We start from the raw sequence: 15,290 nt of genomic DNA, 5'->3' as shown, positions 1-15,290 counted from the left end.
GGCCGGTTCGACCGAGGCGAAGACGATTCCCCGTGCCTCCTTGTGAAAGTCGTCGGCGTCGAGATCCCAGTTGTGACCGTTGTTGCGGACCATCACCGACAGCACATGGGTACCGGGTGCGCGCGCGAGCAGCCAGGCGCCTTCGTTGTTGTGATGCGTCTTGTCGCGGCCGCCGTCGTTGAACAACTTCGCTGCTTCGGCCGGGCCATAGGCTTCATAGAGCGCGATGGTCGCGGCCTGGAGGTCGACCAGCGGCACCTGTTCGTCGCGCGCGACCTTGCGCATCGCCTCGGCATAGTCGGCCAGCGTGCGGCGGATGCGGCCGGCATCGAAGTTGCGCCGTTCGGGAGAGGTGACCAGCACCGGCGTGCCGCCGCGCCGCCGCACCTCGGCGATATAGGTGTGCAGCCAGGCGGGGTAGGTGACGACCGGGTCCGCATAGGTCTGCGGCCATTCCGATTTCTGATCGTTATGTCCGAACTGGATCAGCACCCAATCGCCTCGCTGTACCTGCGACAAGAGCTTGTCGAGGCGAAGCTCGGTGACGAAGGACTTCAGCGTCTCGCCCGATTCTGCATGATTGGCCACGGCGATGTCCGGCTGGAACAGCGCCGGCAGCATCTGGCCCCAGCTGGCGGCGGGTTCGGCGCGCTGATCCGTGACGGTGGAATCGCCCGCGAGAAAGACGGTGGGGACCGACACCGGCTCGATCGTGACTCGCTGGACGTGCGGATCGCCAAGAAACTCCAGCGTGAGCTTGTCGTCCCAGGTAAAGCTGGCCGCCTCGCGCGGCTTGAGCCGCACGGCGGTGCCGCCCGGCGCGTTGGCGGGCGGCGCGGACAGCGCGGCAGTGCGCACGTTCACGACGAAGCTGGCGGTCACGAACTGCCCCGGGGCGGTGGTGATGCTGCGCAGCATCAGTCGACGCGATTCCGCCTTCACCGTGGTGCGCGACGCTGCGCGGGCGTCGCCTAGGCGCACCGTCACCCGGTAATTGCCCTCCGGTACCGCTACGGAGAAGAGCCGCTCGCGCGCGCTCCCGCCCGGCTCATAGCCATGGCCGCCGGGACGATAGGGCGCGCCCTCGGCCACCAGGACGCGGCCCTCGGCCGGCGGGGCGCCGGGCGCGAGATCGAAGACCTGGGTGTCCGTCACGGCCGCAAGCATCGCCAGCATCCACATCGCGTCACCGCCGACTATTTGCGCGTGGCAAGGTCGAACGACAGGTGCGGCGGCTGGTTATAGGCCGTGTTCTGCCAGGCGACCCCCAAGCGATAGACCGGATCGTGCAGCAGCGTCGGCAGCCGGATCGCGCTCGGCCGCGGCGTTGCATAGATGCGCAGCTCGCGGCTGTCGGTGCTCGGCAGCACCAGCTCCTCGCGCCAGTCGCCGAGAAGGTCGGCGGAAAGCGCGGGGTTGCGCTTGGTGCCGTTGTTCGAGGTGGTGCCGGACGGATCGAGCAGCAGTTTCTCGCTCCCCGTCGTCCAGTCCCATTTGGTGATGCGGGTGCCGTCGAGCAGTTCGGCCAGCGCGTCGCCGTCCCAGTAGATGCTGAAATTGGCGGCGCGCGGATGCCCGCCGGGGATCACCTTGCCGCGCGCGTCATAGAGGTCGGGCGAATTGCTCGCCCAGGCCTCGGCGCCCGGGAAGCGCGGGTCGATATCCACCGCGATGCCGCGCCCGGTATCCTTGTCGGCCGGCGTCGACCAGAGCAGGGCGCCGGTGCGCGCATCGAGCATCGCGGCCCCCCGATTGCCGCTACGGCGCATTTCTTCATGGACGCCGAATTTCTCGAGGCCCGGGCGGGTGGGATCGAGATCGCCGACATGCATGGTGTCGCCATGGCCCAGCCCCGACGACCACAGCCCCTCGCCGTCATCGTCCACCGCCATCGACCCGTAGATCACCTCGTCGCGGCCGTCGCCGTCGACATCGGCCACCGAAAGCTGGTGGTTGCCGTTGTCGCCGTACTTCGCGTTGCCCGGCGTCACGCTGTCGAACAGCCAGCGCTGCGTCAGCTTGCCGTCGCGCCAGTCCCAGGCGGCAACGGTCGAGCGGGCATAATAGCCGCGGCCGAACACCAGGCTCGGGCGGTGCCCGTCGAGATAGGCGACGCCGGCCAGATAGCGCTCGGAGCGGTTGCCATAGCCATCGCCCCACAGCGCCTTGAGGCCCGCTTCGGTGTCGGCGCCGCGCGGGGGCGCATAGGGCGCAGTCGCCAGCGCGCGGCCGGTGCGGCCGTCGAACACGGTCAGATATTCCGGCCCATCGAGGATGCGGCCCTTGAGGTTGGCCAGCTTGCGGCCGTCGCTGGTGACGGTGGAGCCGGTGCGATCGCCAACCTCCACGGACGCATCGCCGTGCCGCCAGTCCTTCGACGGATCGCCGATCGCCTTGCCCGCGCCGTCGATCGTGCCGTCGGCAGTTTTCATTGCCACCTCCGCGCGGCCATCACCGTCGAGGTCGAATACCATGAACTGGGTATAGTGCGCGCCCGATCGGATGTTGCGGCCGAGATCGATGCGCCACAGTTTCCTGCCGTCCAGCGTATAGGCGTCGATCAGCGTCTCGCCGGTATAGCCTGCGAAGGCATTGTCCTTGGCGATGCTGGGGTACCATTTGACGATCAGCTCAAGGCGGCCGTCGCCGTCGAGATCGCCGACCGAGACGTCGTTGGCGCTATAGCCATAGGTTTCGCCATCGGGCGTCGTGCGATCGGCCGGCCTGTCGAGCGCGACGGCGAGATAACCCTGTGCCCAGACCGAAACCTGACTACCGGCGGCACCGCCATCCACGGCCAGCGCATAGCGCGCGGCGGAGGTACCTGCCTTGTCGAGGAAGCTGGTCGGCTGAGACGGCGCGATGTGCGCGATCGGCTTGCCGTCGCGATAGAGGGTGAAGCGGATGGTCTTGGGATCGGTGCCGAGCAGGCGCCAGGCGACATGAATCCCACCGCCTTCCGCAGGCACCGCGACCAGCGCGCGGTCGAGCCGTTCGACCTGGCGCCCGTTCAGTGTGTCGACGGTCTGCGCCGCGAGCGGGGCGGCGACGACGGCGGCGAGCAGGACGAAACGCATCACGGCAACTCCTGGAACAATCGAAAAAAAAGCGGGCCGCCGTGGTTGAGGCGGCGGCCCGAGGGGAGGTTTCGTCAGAACTGGAAGTTGACGCCGAAGTTGAAGGTGCGCCCGATACGCGTCTGGAACAGCGTGTCGCGGCGGACGCTGTCGAGGTAGAGATTGTTGCGCTCGTCCGTGAGGTTCTGCGCCTCCACGATCAGCTTGATGTGGTCGTTGAGGTTGTACGAGGCAGAGGCGTCGACGAAGGTGTTCGGCGAATTGCCCTGCAAATCGCTACCTGGCGAGGCCGGAATCGCGCGGATATAGCGGTCGCGGTAGCTCGCCGTCGCGCGGATGCTGAACCTGGCGTCCTCGTAGAAGATCGTGCCGCTTGCCGTGTTCTTCGACAGGCCGACCAGATCCGCCGTGGTGGTAACGGTCGGCGTGCCGTTCACGCTCGCCAGAATGTAGCGGATCTTCGAGGTGACATGGGTGTAGTTGCCCAGCACGCCGATATTCTTGAGGAAACCGGGCAGGAAGCGCATCTGCACCTGCGCATTCACCTCGACGCCGTTCAGCTTGCCGCCCGGCGTGTTGAGGGGTTGGCCGACGGTGAAGATCTCGGTCGGCGCGGTGTTGGTGTTGTCGAGCAGCGCCACCGGAAGGCCCAGCTGATTGAACGGGATCTGGCTCGTCACCCGCTGGACATAGGTTTTGATGTTCTTGTGGAAATAGGCGACCGAGAACAGCGATCCCGGCTGGAAATACCATTCCAGCGCGGCGTCGAACGTGTCGGCGCGGATCGGATCGAGATAGGGGTTGTTGATGTTGCCGACCCGCGTCGTGGCGGTGACTCCGCTGGTGGGGGCGAGCTGGCCGAGCTCGGGCCGCGACATCACCTTGGCGGCGGCGAGGCGCAGCAGCAGGTTGCGGGCGGGTTCGATCACGACATTGGCCGAGGGGAGCCAGTCGTCATAGTCGCGCAGCACCTGGCCGTACTGGCCGCGCAGGTTGGTGGGTGTCTGGCCTGCTGCCCCCACGCTGACGGTGCCGGCGGCGAGCATGTCCGTCTTCACATAGCGCACGCCGACATCGCCGCGCACCCCGAAAGGCAGCGCCATGTCTGTGTCGAACGTCGCCATCGCATAGGCGCTCTTCACCGATTCGCGGATGCGCGATGCCACCGCGCCGCATTCGCTGCGGCAGAAGCGGACCCCGTCATAGTTGAACACCTGCGCCCATTTGTCGGCATCGATCGCCGCCCAGCTCTTCGGTGCGCCGCTGCCGAACAGCTGGTCCAGCCCGCTGATCTGCGTGGTGATGCTGGCCAGCGTGGTGCCGGCCGGCAGCGCCTGCACGACGGTCTGCGCGGTATAGGGCAGCGAGGTCCAGGCGCTGAAATCGCTGCTGCGATACTGTCCGCCGACGCGCAGCTTCAGCGCGTCGCTCAGGCTGTAATCGACGTTCAGCTCGCCGGTGAAATTGTCGGTCTGGTTTTTCGACGGCTTGCCCTGGAAGCTGAATCCGCCGAGCACGGTGCCGTCCGGCCGGGCGGGCGCGTAGCTGAAATTGGCCGGGTTCGACACGTCGAAACCGAAGCCGAGCAGCGGGGTGCTGCCTCCGTTGCGGAAATCGATCGAGAAATTGGGCGTGTCGATCGCGTCCATGAAGGTCTGCAGGCGCTTCGGGTTCCACCAGACCGACTGGTTCTTGCCGACCAGCATCTCGACTTGCAGCGCATCGTTGAAGCGGTGCTTGAGGTGCGTGTTCACCTGGAGGAAGTCCGAGGTCCACTGGTCGACCAGCCCCTCGGAGCGGACGTCGACGCCGTCGAACAGGCCATAGACCAGCGAGCCGTTCGCGCTGAACTGCGCATCGCGTACCGATACCATGGGCTGGCCGTTGTTGGTGATCGAGCGGCCGAACGAGATGCCGGCGATGTAATTGTCGCGGCGGGTCACCTCGAAGCGCGAATAGATTGCGTCGACGCCGATATCGGTGTCGTCGTCCGGCTTGAACTGGAACGACAGCGTGCCGCCCATCCGCTCGGTATTCTGTTCCGAGTTCAGATAGCGCGGCAGCCGCGGGAGGAAGGCGCCGCTGCCCGGCACGTTGGGCAGATCGGCGCGGCGCAGGTTGACGATGCTGTTATAGGCGGCGAGCGTGCCGGTGCGCGGGTTGCCGGTGCTGCACATCGTCGCCGACGCCCCCTTGCTCGCGACATTGGGGCTGATCGGCGCATAGCCGATCGGCGTGCAGAAGGGCTGCACCGCTGCCGGGCCGGCGGCGCCGTCCGGATCGAAGCCATTGGTATCGGCCGAGAGGATATCCACCGCCGAATAGCCGACTTCGCGGATATGGCGCTTCTGATAGGCAAAGCTGGCGAGCACCCCGAAGCGGCCCTCCGCGAATTTCCGACCGACCAGCAGCGAGCCGCGCGGATCGACCTTCTTGCTCAGCTCGTTATATACGCCGCGCAGCGTCGCGGTGAGGGTGAAATCCTTCTTCAGATCGAGCGGCTTGGGTGCGCTGAGGTCCACTGTCGCGCCGAGCGAGCCTTCCTCGACATCGGCCGAGGCGGTCTTGCGCACCGCGAGCGCCGAGAAGATCTCGGTCGGGAAGACGTTGAAGTCGAAGCTGCGGCCCGAATTGCCGGCGCCGTAAATGTCCGACGAGCCGGTTTGCGCGGTGCCTTCCATGCCGTTGATGCGCACCCGGGTGAAGCCGGCGCCGAGGCCGCGGACCGAGATGTTGCGCCCCTCGCCGCCATCGCCGCGTGACAGCGCCACGCCGGGCACGCGCTGCATCGATTCCGCGAGGTTGCTGTCCGGGAACTTGCCGATGTCCTCCGCGACGATCGAATCGACCGCGGCGGTTTCGTTGCGCTTGAGGCTCAGCGCACTGTCCAGCGAGGCACGGAAGCCGCGGACGATGATTTCCTCGTCGGCCGGCGGTGCGGGCTGCTCCTGCACGGTCTGCGCGGCGGCGGGAGCGGCGGAAACCATGGCGATCGCCAGTGCCAGCACGGAGGCGCCCCGACGGGCGGCGACGCCCTGCGAACCGGTATCATAGGACATCTCACTCTCCCTGTCCTTGCTTGCCGCTGCCAAGTGTCGGCGCGGTCTATCCCAATCTCTGTTGAGTCGTTCCAATATGTATTACGCATTTCCACGATGTAGCCAAGAGGGTGTCTGTGCCCCGCGCCCGGCGCGCGACGATGGCTGGCCTGAGACACTGGTCGGCAAGCATATGGCGGTCGCGACGGACGGCACGGTCCGGCACGCCGGACGCGGCCATGCGCCTTCGACGGCAGAATCGCGCCGGTGACGAAGTCATGTGGAGAGCCGCGCCCGTGCCGCGGGCGCGTGCACCATGTGTGGCGCTCGGCTTCTAGCGGCAGGCCGTGCTGCCGAGCGGCCTGTCGCGGGTGAGGTCCGGGCGCTGAGGCAGCACCTTGTCCGCGATCGGCAGCTTCAGCGTCTTCAATTCCTGCGCGACCAGATCCGCCATCGCGCGGGCACCCAGCTCGCTGAAATGGGTGTCGTCGTCGATCCCCTTGGGAAAGCCGACGGCCTTGTCCTCCGGCTTCAGGTGAAGATAGAGCTTGCGCGAACCGTCCGGCCCGAGCCGCTGGAGCAGTTCGGCCGAGCGGGCCTCCAGGTCGAGCAGCGGTGTGTTCGTGCTGGAAACCAGCGCGCGCATCACCTCGCTATAGGCGGCGAAATCGGCCTTCACGCGCGTGCCGTCGAAGCTGCGGCGGACGGGCGGGGTGACCAGCACCGGCACCAGCCCATGGCCGCGCGCTTCCCAGATCATCCGCAGCAGATTGTCGCGATACAGCGTGGCGGCGGGCGCATAGCGTTCGGGCTTGGTGGTACTCGAGTCATTATGACCGAACTGGATCAGCACCACGTCGCCGGGCTTGGCCTCGGCGAGGAGCGAATCCCAGCGCCCTTCGGCGAGGAACGACTTGGTGCTGCGCCCGCCGATCGCGCGATTGACCACCACGGCATCGGCGCTGAGGCCGCAGGGCAGCATCTGCCCCCAGCCGGTCTGCGGATAGCGATCGGCGGCGTAATGCTGCGCGGTCGAATCGCTGGCGATGAACAGCGTCTGCGCGCTCGCGGGGGCGGCAGCGACGAGTGCGGCGGCGAAGAGCGCCCCCCTCATTGCAGGTTCACGAACGCGCCGCCGTCGACCAGCAGCGCCGCGCCGGTGACATAGGCCGCCATGTCGGAGGCGAGGAAGATGATCGGGCCGGCGAGATCCTCGGGCTGGCCCAACCGGCCGAGCGGCACCCGGCCTTCCATATATTTCCGCTTCTCCGCGTCGGCGAGGTCGTCCTTGTTGATCTCGGTGAGGATCGTCCCCGGCAGCACTGAATTGCAGCGAATGCCGTGTCGGCCAAGTGCGATCGCTGCCGACTGCATCAGCGAATGCAGCCCGGCCTTGGTCGGGGTGTAGTGCGTCTGATACTCGCCGCCGACCAGCGCCGAGATCGACGACACCGCGACGATGGCACCGCCATGATCTTGTGCGACCATCTGCTTCGCCGCCGCCTGACACATGAAATAGCCGCCGAGCAGATTCACCTGCACCGTGCGCTGGACGGTTTCCACCGGCATGTCGAGAAACGCGTGGAACGGGCAGATGCCGGCGTTGGATACCATCACATCGATCTTGCCGAACGCCTCCACCGCGCGCGCGACGAAGGTTTCGGCGGTGGCGGGATCGGCGACATCGCCCTTCACCGCCAGCCCGCGCCGACCCTTGGCCTCGATCGCGGCGACCACGGCGGCCGCGTCGTCCTCGCGGCTGTGATAGTTGATCGCCACATTCGCACCGGCCTCCGCCGCGCCGATCGCCGCCGCACGGCCGATCCCGGTCGACCCGCCGGTGACGAGCACCGTCTTCCCCTCCAACAGTTTCACGGGCATCCTCTCCTTCTCATCGTCGGTGCTTGCGCGCCGGGCGCATCTCCGCGCTCCAGCCGAGATCGGTGCTGATCGCCTCCGCGGTGCCGCGCACCTGCGCGCTCAACGCCGCCATGCGATCGTCGTCCATATATTGCGCCGCGCTCGATACGCTGATCGCCGCGACGATCCGGCTCGAGACGTCGCGTACCGGCGCCGCCACGCAGCGGATCAGATCCTCGTTTTCCTCAAGATCGAAGGCGTGGCCGGCGCCTGCATAGCTGCGCATCCGCTCGAACCAGAGGCCGCGATCGGTATGCTGCTGCCCACGCGCCGCATCGGCCGCGTAGAGCCGCTCCCAGTCGCTTTCGGCCGCGTCAATCAGCAGCGCCTTGCCGAGCCCGGTCGAAGTGAGCGGCTGGCGATCGCCGATGCGGCTGGAGATTTCCACGCGGCGGCGGCCCGGGATCTTGTCGAGATAAAGCGCCAGATCGCCGTCCATCCGGCCGAGATGCACCGTATCCTCGGTTTCGGCAGCCAGCGCTTCCATGCGCGGGCGGGCGATCTGGACGATGTCCGCCTGGCTTTGCGCGAGAAAGCCGAGCTGGATCAGCTTCGGCCCCAGTTGATAGCCGTCGCGCGGCAGATAGCTGAGGAAGCCGCGGTCAATCAGCGCGTTGGCCAGCCGGTGCGTGGTCGAGCGGGTAAGCGCCATCCGCGCCGACAATTCGGCCAGTTTCACCGGACCGTCGATCACCTTGTCCAGCATATCGAGCCCGCGCAGCAGCGTCTGGCTGCCCTGGATCTTGGCGCCCCCGCCGGCCGGTGTCGCGCTCTCGGCGCTTTCAGCGTTTGACGTGGATCGTTCCATCAATTAACATCCTATCCCATAAAGTGAGAAAGTAAAGCATTCAGGAGGATGCCGGGCAGCCGATCGCGGCTGCGATCCACCCGAACCTCTCGGCCCGCGACGTACCACATGCTGACACGTCGTGCGTCGGAATTTCATATGTCGGAACCCGGCCATCCATCTGGGATGGTCGCCAGAAGGGAAGCGTCGAGCCGTGGCAGCCGGACTTTCAACGACCAAGTTGGCCAAGATCAAGCAGGTGCGCGCCTATACCGTCCGCGGCGGGGGCGCCGATTATCACGACCAGGGCGTGGGGCACTGGATCGACGACCACATCGCGACGCCGATGGCGCGCTACCCCGACTATCGTGCAAGCCGGCAGAGCTTCGGTATCAACGTACTCGGCACGCTGATCGTCGAGATCGAGGCCGAGGACGGCACGATCGGCTTTGCGGTGACCACCGGCGGCGAGCCGGCCTGCTACATCGTCGAGAAGCATCTCGCCCGCTTCCTCGAGGGCCGCAGCCCGACAGAATATGAGAAGATCTGGGATCAGATGTACTTCTCGACCCAATATTATGGTCGCAAAGGCCTGGTGGTGAACGCCATTTCCGGCGTCGACCTGGCGCTGTGGGACCTGCTGGGCAAGCTGCGCGGCGAGCCGGTGTACCAGATGCTCGGCGGCGCGGTGCGCGATGAGCTGCAATTCTACGCGACCGGCGCGCGGCCGGATATCGCCAAGGAACTGGGCTTCATCGGCGGCAAGCTGCCGCTCCACCACGGCCCGGCCGAGGGGATCGAGGGGCTCCACAAGAACATCGCCGAGCTGGCCGAGATGCGGTCACGCGTCGGTCCGGACTTCTGGCTGATGTGGGACTGCTGGATGGCGCTCGACGTCGACTATGCGACGCGCCTCGCCATCGCGGCGCACGAGCATGGCCTGAAGTGGATCGAGGAGGCGATCAGCCCCGACGATTATTGGGGCTATGTCGAGCTCAAGCGCAACGTGCCCAAGGGCATGCTCGTCACGACCGGCGAGCATGAGGCGACCCGCTGGGGCTTCCGGATGCTGCTGGAGATGGACTGCTGCGACATCATTCAGCCCGACGTGGGCTGGTGCGGCGGCGTGACCGAACTCTTGAAGATCTCGGCGCTGGCCGATGCGCGCGGCAAGCTGGTCGTGCCGCACGGCTCGTCGGTCTACAGCTACCATTTCGTCATCACCCGCCACAACTCGCCCTTTGCCGAGTTCCTGATGATGCATCCCGGACCCACCGAAGTGGTGCCGATGTTCCACCCGCAATTGCTGGGCGAGCCGGTGCCCCAGAACGGCCGCCTTCGCGCAAGCGCGCTCGACCAGCCGGGCTTCGGTGTCGAGCTCAACCGCGAACTCGCCATGCACCGCCCCTATTCGCACTGAGAGAGACGCCCATGAAATTCTGCCGCTTTGGAGAGCGGGGCCAGGAGCGCCCCGGCCTGATCGACGCCGAGGGCCGCGTCCGCGACCTGTCCGGCCGCATCGACGAGCTGACGATCGACGCGATCGCCGGGCTGGGCACGATCGACCCCGCCGGCCTCCCGCTGGTCGACGTGGGCGTGCGCCTGGGCGTGCCGATCAAGGGCATCGGCAAGATCGTCGCGATCGGCCTCAATTATGAGGATCATGCGAAGGAATCCAACCTGCCGATCCCGACCGAGCCGGTGATGTTCATGAAGGCGCTGTCGAGCCTGACCGGCCCCAATGACGAGGTGATGCTGCCCCGCGGCTCCACCCATAGCGACTGGGAAGTCGAGCTGGCGGTGGTGATCGGCAAGACCGCGCGCTACGTCGGCAAGGCCGAGGCGCTCTCGCATGTCGCCGGCTATGCGGTCGCCAACGACGTGTCCGAGCGCTACAACCAGAAGCAGCGCGGCAACCAGTGGAGCAAGGGCAAGGGTCATGACAGCTTCTGTCCGCTCGGTCCCTGGCTGGTGACGGCGGACGAGATCGCCGACCCGCAGGCGCTCGACATGTTCCTCGACGTCAACGGCCAGCGGATGCAGACCGGCAACACCCGGACGATGATCTTCGACGTCGCCGAGATCATTGCCTATGTCAGCGAGTATATCACCCTCTACCCGGGCGACGTGCTGATCACCGGCACGCCGCCGGGGGTGGGCGAGGGCAAGAAGCCGGAATCGATCTTCCTCAAGCCCGGCGACACGATGCGTCTGGGCATCGCCGGTCTCGGCGAGCAGCAGCAGCAGGTCGTCGCATGGCGCCACCTCGGCGATACGGTGCTCGGATGAGCGGCTTTGCGGGACGCTTTGCCGGGCGGGCGGCGGTGATCACCGGCGGCGCCTCCGGCCTCGGGCTCGCGGTGGCGCGACGCATCGTTGCGGAGGGCGGCACGGTCGCGCTGTGGGATCTCAACCCGGACCAGCTGGCGGTCGCCGCCGCCGATCTCGGCAGCGCGCATGTCGAGCAGCTCGACGTCTCCGATGCCGACGCGGTCGCACGCGCGGCCGAGGCGACGGCGGCGGCGCTGGGCAGGATCGACATCCTGGTCTGCTCGGCGGGCATCACCGGCGCGACCGTGCCGGTGCACGAATTCCCGCTCGACAGCTGGCGCCGCGTCATCGACATCAACCTGAACGGCCTGTTCTATTGCTGTCGCGCGGTGGTGCCGCATCTGCTGGCGAACGGCTATGGCCGCATCGTCAACGTCGCCTCGGTCGCGGGCAAGGAGGGCAATCCCAATGCCTCGGCCTATTCGGCCTCCAAGGCGGGCGTGATCGGCTTCACCAAGTCGCTCGGCAAGGAACTCGCCGGCAAGGGCGTAATCGCCAACGCGCTGACGCCTGCGACCTTTGAGAGCCCGATCCTGGCCCAGCTGCCGCTCAGCCAAGTGGAATATATGCGCTCAAAGATTCCGATGGGTCGATTGGGCGAGGCCGAGGAGAGCGCCGCGATGATCTGTTTCATGGCGAGCGAGGAATGCAGCTTCACCACCGCCTCGACCTTCGACACGTCGGGCGGCCGCACGACTTATTGATAGCGCGCGCGTGCGCGCGCGAGGGAGGAGCGAGAATATGGCGCGGGGTCTTCCGTTCGTCGATGCGCATGTGCATCTCTGGGACCTCGATCATATCGCCTATCCCTGGCTGACACCGCCCTTTTCGGAGGACGGACCCAACGGCAGCGTCGAGCCAATCGCGCGCACCTATCTGCTCGACGACTATCTCGCGGATGCGACGGGCTGGGACGTGCGCGGCATCGTCCATGTCGACGCCGGAGCCGCGCCCCAGGCGGCACTTGCCGAGACCGAATGGCTGCAGGCGATGGCCGATGCGCGCGGCATGCCCAACGCGATCATCGCCTTCGCCGCGCTCGACGATCCGCAGGTCGACACGCTGCTCGCCGCCCATGCCCGGCATCCGGCGGTTCGCGGCATTCGTCACATCGTCAACTGGCATCCCGATCCGCGGCGCAGCTATACGCCGCGCGACGTGACCCGGGACGAGGCCTGGGCGCGGGGTTTCAGCCTGCTCGGAAGCCACGGCCTCAGCTTCGACCTGCAGGCCTATCCCGGACAGTTCTCCGGCCTGGCCGGGCTGATCGCGCGCCATCCCGAGGTGCAGGTGATCCTCAACCATGCCGGCATGGCGGTCCCGGGTGAATGGGACATGTGGCGCGCGGGCATGGCGGCGCTCGCCGTGCTGCCGAATGTCGCCGTGAAGATCTCGGGCATGGGCTTCACCCATCGCCCCTGGTCGCGCGCCGACATCCAGCCCTATATCCTGCAGACGATCGACCTGTTCGGCGCCGAGCGCGTGATGTTCGCCAGCGATTTTCCCACCGACAAGCTGTTCGGCAGCTTTGCCGCCCATCTCGATGCCTATGACGCCTGCACGGCGAGCTTCAGCGACGGCGAGCGGAGCGCCCTGTTTGCGGGCAATGCCAACCGGCTGTACCGGCTGGGTCTGGACCTGGCCTAGCACCGCGGCGCAGTCGGCAACCTGTCCGAAACCCATGGCACGACGGGCTTTACCATCCGCGGGATCAGCAACACCGGCGTCGGCGCCGGCGGTCAGGCCGCTGCCGCCAGCGTCTATGTCGACGGCGCACCGATCCCGAAGTCGGCGCTGCATGGCGGCCCGACGGACCTTTGGGACGTCCAGCAGGTGGAAGTGCTGCGCGGTCCCCAATCGACCATCCAGGGGCTGAATGCGCTGGCCGGCGGGGTGATGATCACCACGCGGGACTCGTCCGTGGCTGCATGGAGCGGCGATGCGCGCGCCTTGTGGACAGACCGGTACGACCGCACCTTTTCGGCGGCGCTCGGCGGCCCCATCGTACGGGACGAACTCGGCATCCGCCTGTCCGCGGAGCGTCGCGCCGACCGCGGCATCATCGCCAATCTCACCCGCGGCGGGTACGACGATGCGATGCAGTCGCTCAACCTGCGCGGCAAGCTGAAATGGACGCCGCACGTGGTGCCGGGCCTGGAAGCGATCGCCAGTTACAATCGCGTGCGGCGCGAGCACGGCTATCCGTATGAATATTCCCGCACCGATCGGCCGAACTTCTACAAGGATCGGGTCTCGACCGGGGATCAGCCGAGCCGCGGCAACATACCCGCAAGAAGCAATGGCGCTGGCCGATCTCCGCCGAGACGGTACGCGCGGTGCTCAGCAGCCATTCGGTGCTGGGCCTGGCCTTCGCCGTGATCATCTATCTGGTGTGCCTGACCGGCACGATCGCCGTGTTCGCACCCGATCTGCAACGGCTGGAACTGCCCCGGGCGCCGGCGGCCGCGCAGCTCGCCCCCGATGCCGCGGCACGGGCGCTCGGCGCGGCAGCGAAGCAGGTGCCGGGCGACGTCGCGCTCAACCTCACACTGCCGAGCCCGGAGCGATCGGGCGCGCGCCTGATCGCGTTCAGGGGACGGTTCGAACGCAACTGGGCGGTGGCGGAGGACGGTGGTCTCACCCCGCTGGAGGCCCCCTGGACGGAGTTTCTCCTCTATCTCCATATCTGCCTGCACCTGCGGCGCAACTGGGGCGGATTGCTCGTCAGCCTGACCGGCGTGGCGCTGCTCTCCTCGCTGGTCTCGGGCATCCTCGCTCATCCGCGTGTGCTGCGGGATGCGTTCCACCTTCGTCTTGGCGGATCGCGCCGGTTGCAGGAAGCGGACCTGCACAACCAGCTCGGCATCTGGGCGCTGCCCTTTCACTTCACCCTCGCGCTTACCGGCCTGAGCACACTCATCGTCGCGGTTCTGGCCCTGCTCCTCTACCGGGGCGATACCGGCCGGGTCTATGCGTTGTTCCTCGATCCGCCGCCGCCGGTGGACGCGCGCGGCACCGCTGCCCGCCATCGCCATGCTTGTGCCGCAGGCAAAGGCGCGGATGGGAGGCGCGGCGGTGAAAAGCATCGCGATCGAGCGTCCGGGCCGCGCCGACATGCGCATTTCGGTGCATGGCCGCCAATCGCGCCTGCTCGTCGCGCAGGAGGAGGTGCAGTTCGACGCGCGAAGGCGGCGTCGTGGCGCCGCGCATCGGGTGGGATACAGGCTGGGGCGTGGCGCTGTGCGCTCCTGCTCTCCGTCGGCGTCGCGGCGATACTCTGTGGGGGGCGGCTGTTGCTTTAGCCGGCAGGCGGCCGGACGATGCAGGTCGGAACATTCGCGTCGCCAGACAACGGCCAATATCGAATTTACTACTGCATCACGTTCGATCCACCCGGTCCCTGCACGCCTAGATGTCGGCGTGATGGAGTCGGCAGCAACATGCCTTGCTGTAGTATCGCGCTTAGTTACTGCCCGATATACCAAAAACAGTCACACCTGAAAAATTTGATATGCACAGCAACTTCGCGACGACTGTGCGCTCTACAAATATGATCAAAGGGTGGCGTAGGTCTGTCATAGGTATAACTACCTATAGTGGAGAGAATAGGCGAGGCGCGGATGTCGGAAACAATTTGTGCATCCTCCTGCGTGAGCGTGAAAAACGTCGCGCTCCTTCGAGACACCATGTTGGAAAGCCTGCGGGCGGACGGCGCGATCGTCATCGATATCGCTGGCGTAACGGACGCCGATCTTAGTCTGATCCAGCTTCTGGCGGCACTGCGCGTGTCGGCGGCAGACGCCGGTCGCGAGGTGCGCCTGCGCACGCCGGTCCCCGCGCCGGTGGCGGCGCTGCTCGATCGTGCCGGTTTCCTCGCCGCACCCACCCCGCAAGATCTCGATTTCTGGTTTCACGGAGAACGTGCCCAATGACCGCCTCGATCCTCACCGTCGATGATTCGCCCAGCCTGCGCATGGCGATCAAGATCGCGCTGACCGGCGCGGGCTATACCGTGACCGAGGCCGGCGACGGCGTCGAAGGGCTGGCCAAGGCCAAGGGCGCCAAGTTCGACCTGATCATCACCGACCTCAACATGCCCAACATGGACGGGCTGACGATGATCCGCGAGCTGCGCAA

General features: G+C 66.7%; 14 protein-coding genes. 8 read left to right on the top strand and 6 right to left on the bottom strand.

Going from position 1 to position 15,290, the window contains the following annotated elements:
• The 6 genes from S2M10_RS17275 to S2M10_RS17250 all read right to left on the bottom strand — a co-directional run.
• A partial coding sequence (locus tag S2M10_RS17275) for a rhamnogalacturonan acetylesterase (RefSeq protein WP_247650884.1) occupies positions 1–1,182 on the bottom strand: 1,182 nt, incomplete at its 3' end.
• Positions 1,183–1,196: 14 nt separating this feature from the next.
• Positions 1,197–3,077: a rhamnogalacturonan lyase gene (locus S2M10_RS17270; protein ID WP_168847172.1), complete on the bottom strand. Its 1,881-nt coding sequence runs from the start codon at positions 3,075–3,077 to the stop codon at positions 1,197–1,199.
• A gap of 74 nt (positions 3,078–3,151) precedes the next feature.
• Positions 3,152–6,136 carry a TonB-dependent receptor gene (locus tag S2M10_RS17265; protein ID WP_168847170.1) on the bottom strand — a complete coding sequence of 995 codons (2,985 nt, stop codon included), beginning with the start codon at positions 6,134–6,136 and terminating at the stop codon, positions 3,152–3,154.
• Positions 6,137–6,449: 313 nt separating this feature from the next.
• Entirely contained in the window at positions 6,450–7,229 is a 780-nt protein-coding gene (locus S2M10_RS17260) for a rhamnogalacturonan acetylesterase (protein ID WP_168847169.1), read from the bottom strand.
• The gene (locus S2M10_RS17255; protein ID WP_168847168.1) at positions 7,226–7,990 is read right to left on the bottom strand and encodes a glucose 1-dehydrogenase; all 765 of its coding nucleotides are present in this window, start codon (positions 7,988–7,990) and stop codon (positions 7,226–7,228) included. The genes S2M10_RS17260 and S2M10_RS17255 overlap by 4 nt, the downstream gene beginning before the upstream one ends.
• A 16-nt stretch (positions 7,991–8,006) precedes the next feature.
• Positions 8,007–8,843 carry an IclR family transcriptional regulator gene (locus S2M10_RS17250; RefSeq protein WP_168847167.1) on the bottom strand — a complete coding sequence of 279 codons (837 nt, stop codon included), beginning with the start codon at positions 8,841–8,843 and terminating at the stop codon, positions 8,007–8,009.
• Positions 8,844–9,063: 220 nt separating this feature from the next.
• Between S2M10_RS17250 and rhmD the strand changes: the two genes are divergently transcribed.
• The 8 genes from rhmD to S2M10_RS17210 all read left to right on the top strand — a co-directional run.
• A complete protein-coding gene (gene rhmD, locus S2M10_RS17245) occupies positions 9,064–10,242 on the top strand; it encodes an L-rhamnonate dehydratase (protein ID WP_211091114.1) in 1,179 nt (392 codons plus the stop codon).
• Positions 10,243–10,253: 11 nt separating this feature from the next.
• Positions 10,254–11,111 carry a fumarylacetoacetate hydrolase family protein gene (locus S2M10_RS17240; protein WP_168847165.1) on the top strand — a complete coding sequence of 286 codons (858 nt, stop codon included), beginning with the start codon at positions 10,254–10,256 and terminating at the stop codon, positions 11,109–11,111.
• A complete protein-coding gene (locus S2M10_RS17235; RefSeq protein WP_168847164.1) occupies positions 11,108–11,857 on the top strand; it encodes an SDR family NAD(P)-dependent oxidoreductase in 750 nt (249 codons plus the stop codon). Before S2M10_RS17240 ends, S2M10_RS17235 begins: the two co-directional genes overlap by 4 nt.
• 37 nt (positions 11,858–11,894) lie before the next feature.
• On the top strand, positions 11,895–12,800 hold the full coding sequence (locus S2M10_RS17230) for an amidohydrolase family protein (RefSeq protein ID WP_168847163.1): 906 nt from the start codon (positions 11,895–11,897) through the stop codon (positions 12,798–12,800).
• 21 nt (positions 12,801–12,821) lie between these two features.
• Positions 12,822–13,532: a TonB-dependent receptor plug domain-containing protein gene (locus S2M10_RS17225; protein ID WP_168847171.1), complete on the top strand. Its 711-nt coding sequence runs from the start codon at positions 12,822–12,824 to the stop codon at positions 13,530–13,532.
• The gene (locus S2M10_RS17220; protein WP_211091113.1) at positions 13,508–14,455 is read left to right on the top strand and encodes a PepSY-associated TM helix domain-containing protein; all 948 of its coding nucleotides are present in this window, start codon (positions 13,508–13,510) and stop codon (positions 14,453–14,455) included. The genes S2M10_RS17225 and S2M10_RS17220 overlap by 25 nt, the downstream gene beginning before the upstream one ends.
• 318 nt (positions 14,456–14,773) lie before the next feature.
• Complete coding sequence (locus S2M10_RS17215) at positions 14,774–15,085, top strand: STAS domain-containing protein (RefSeq protein ID WP_168847161.1); 312 nt, start codon at positions 14,774–14,776, stop codon at positions 15,083–15,085.
• Positions 15,082–15,290 (top strand): response regulator (locus S2M10_RS17210; protein WP_168847160.1); only part of this gene is annotated, 209 nt, incomplete at its 3' end. The genes S2M10_RS17215 and S2M10_RS17210, both read left to right, overlap by 4 nt.

The organism is Sphingomonas sp. S2M10 (assembly GCF_012650175.1).
GTDB lineage: Bacteria > Pseudomonadota > Alphaproteobacteria > Sphingomonadales > Sphingomonadaceae > Sphingomonas.
The sequence above is the reverse complement of the archived record's forward strand: the minus strand, read 5'-3'. Positions and strand labels throughout refer to the sequence as shown.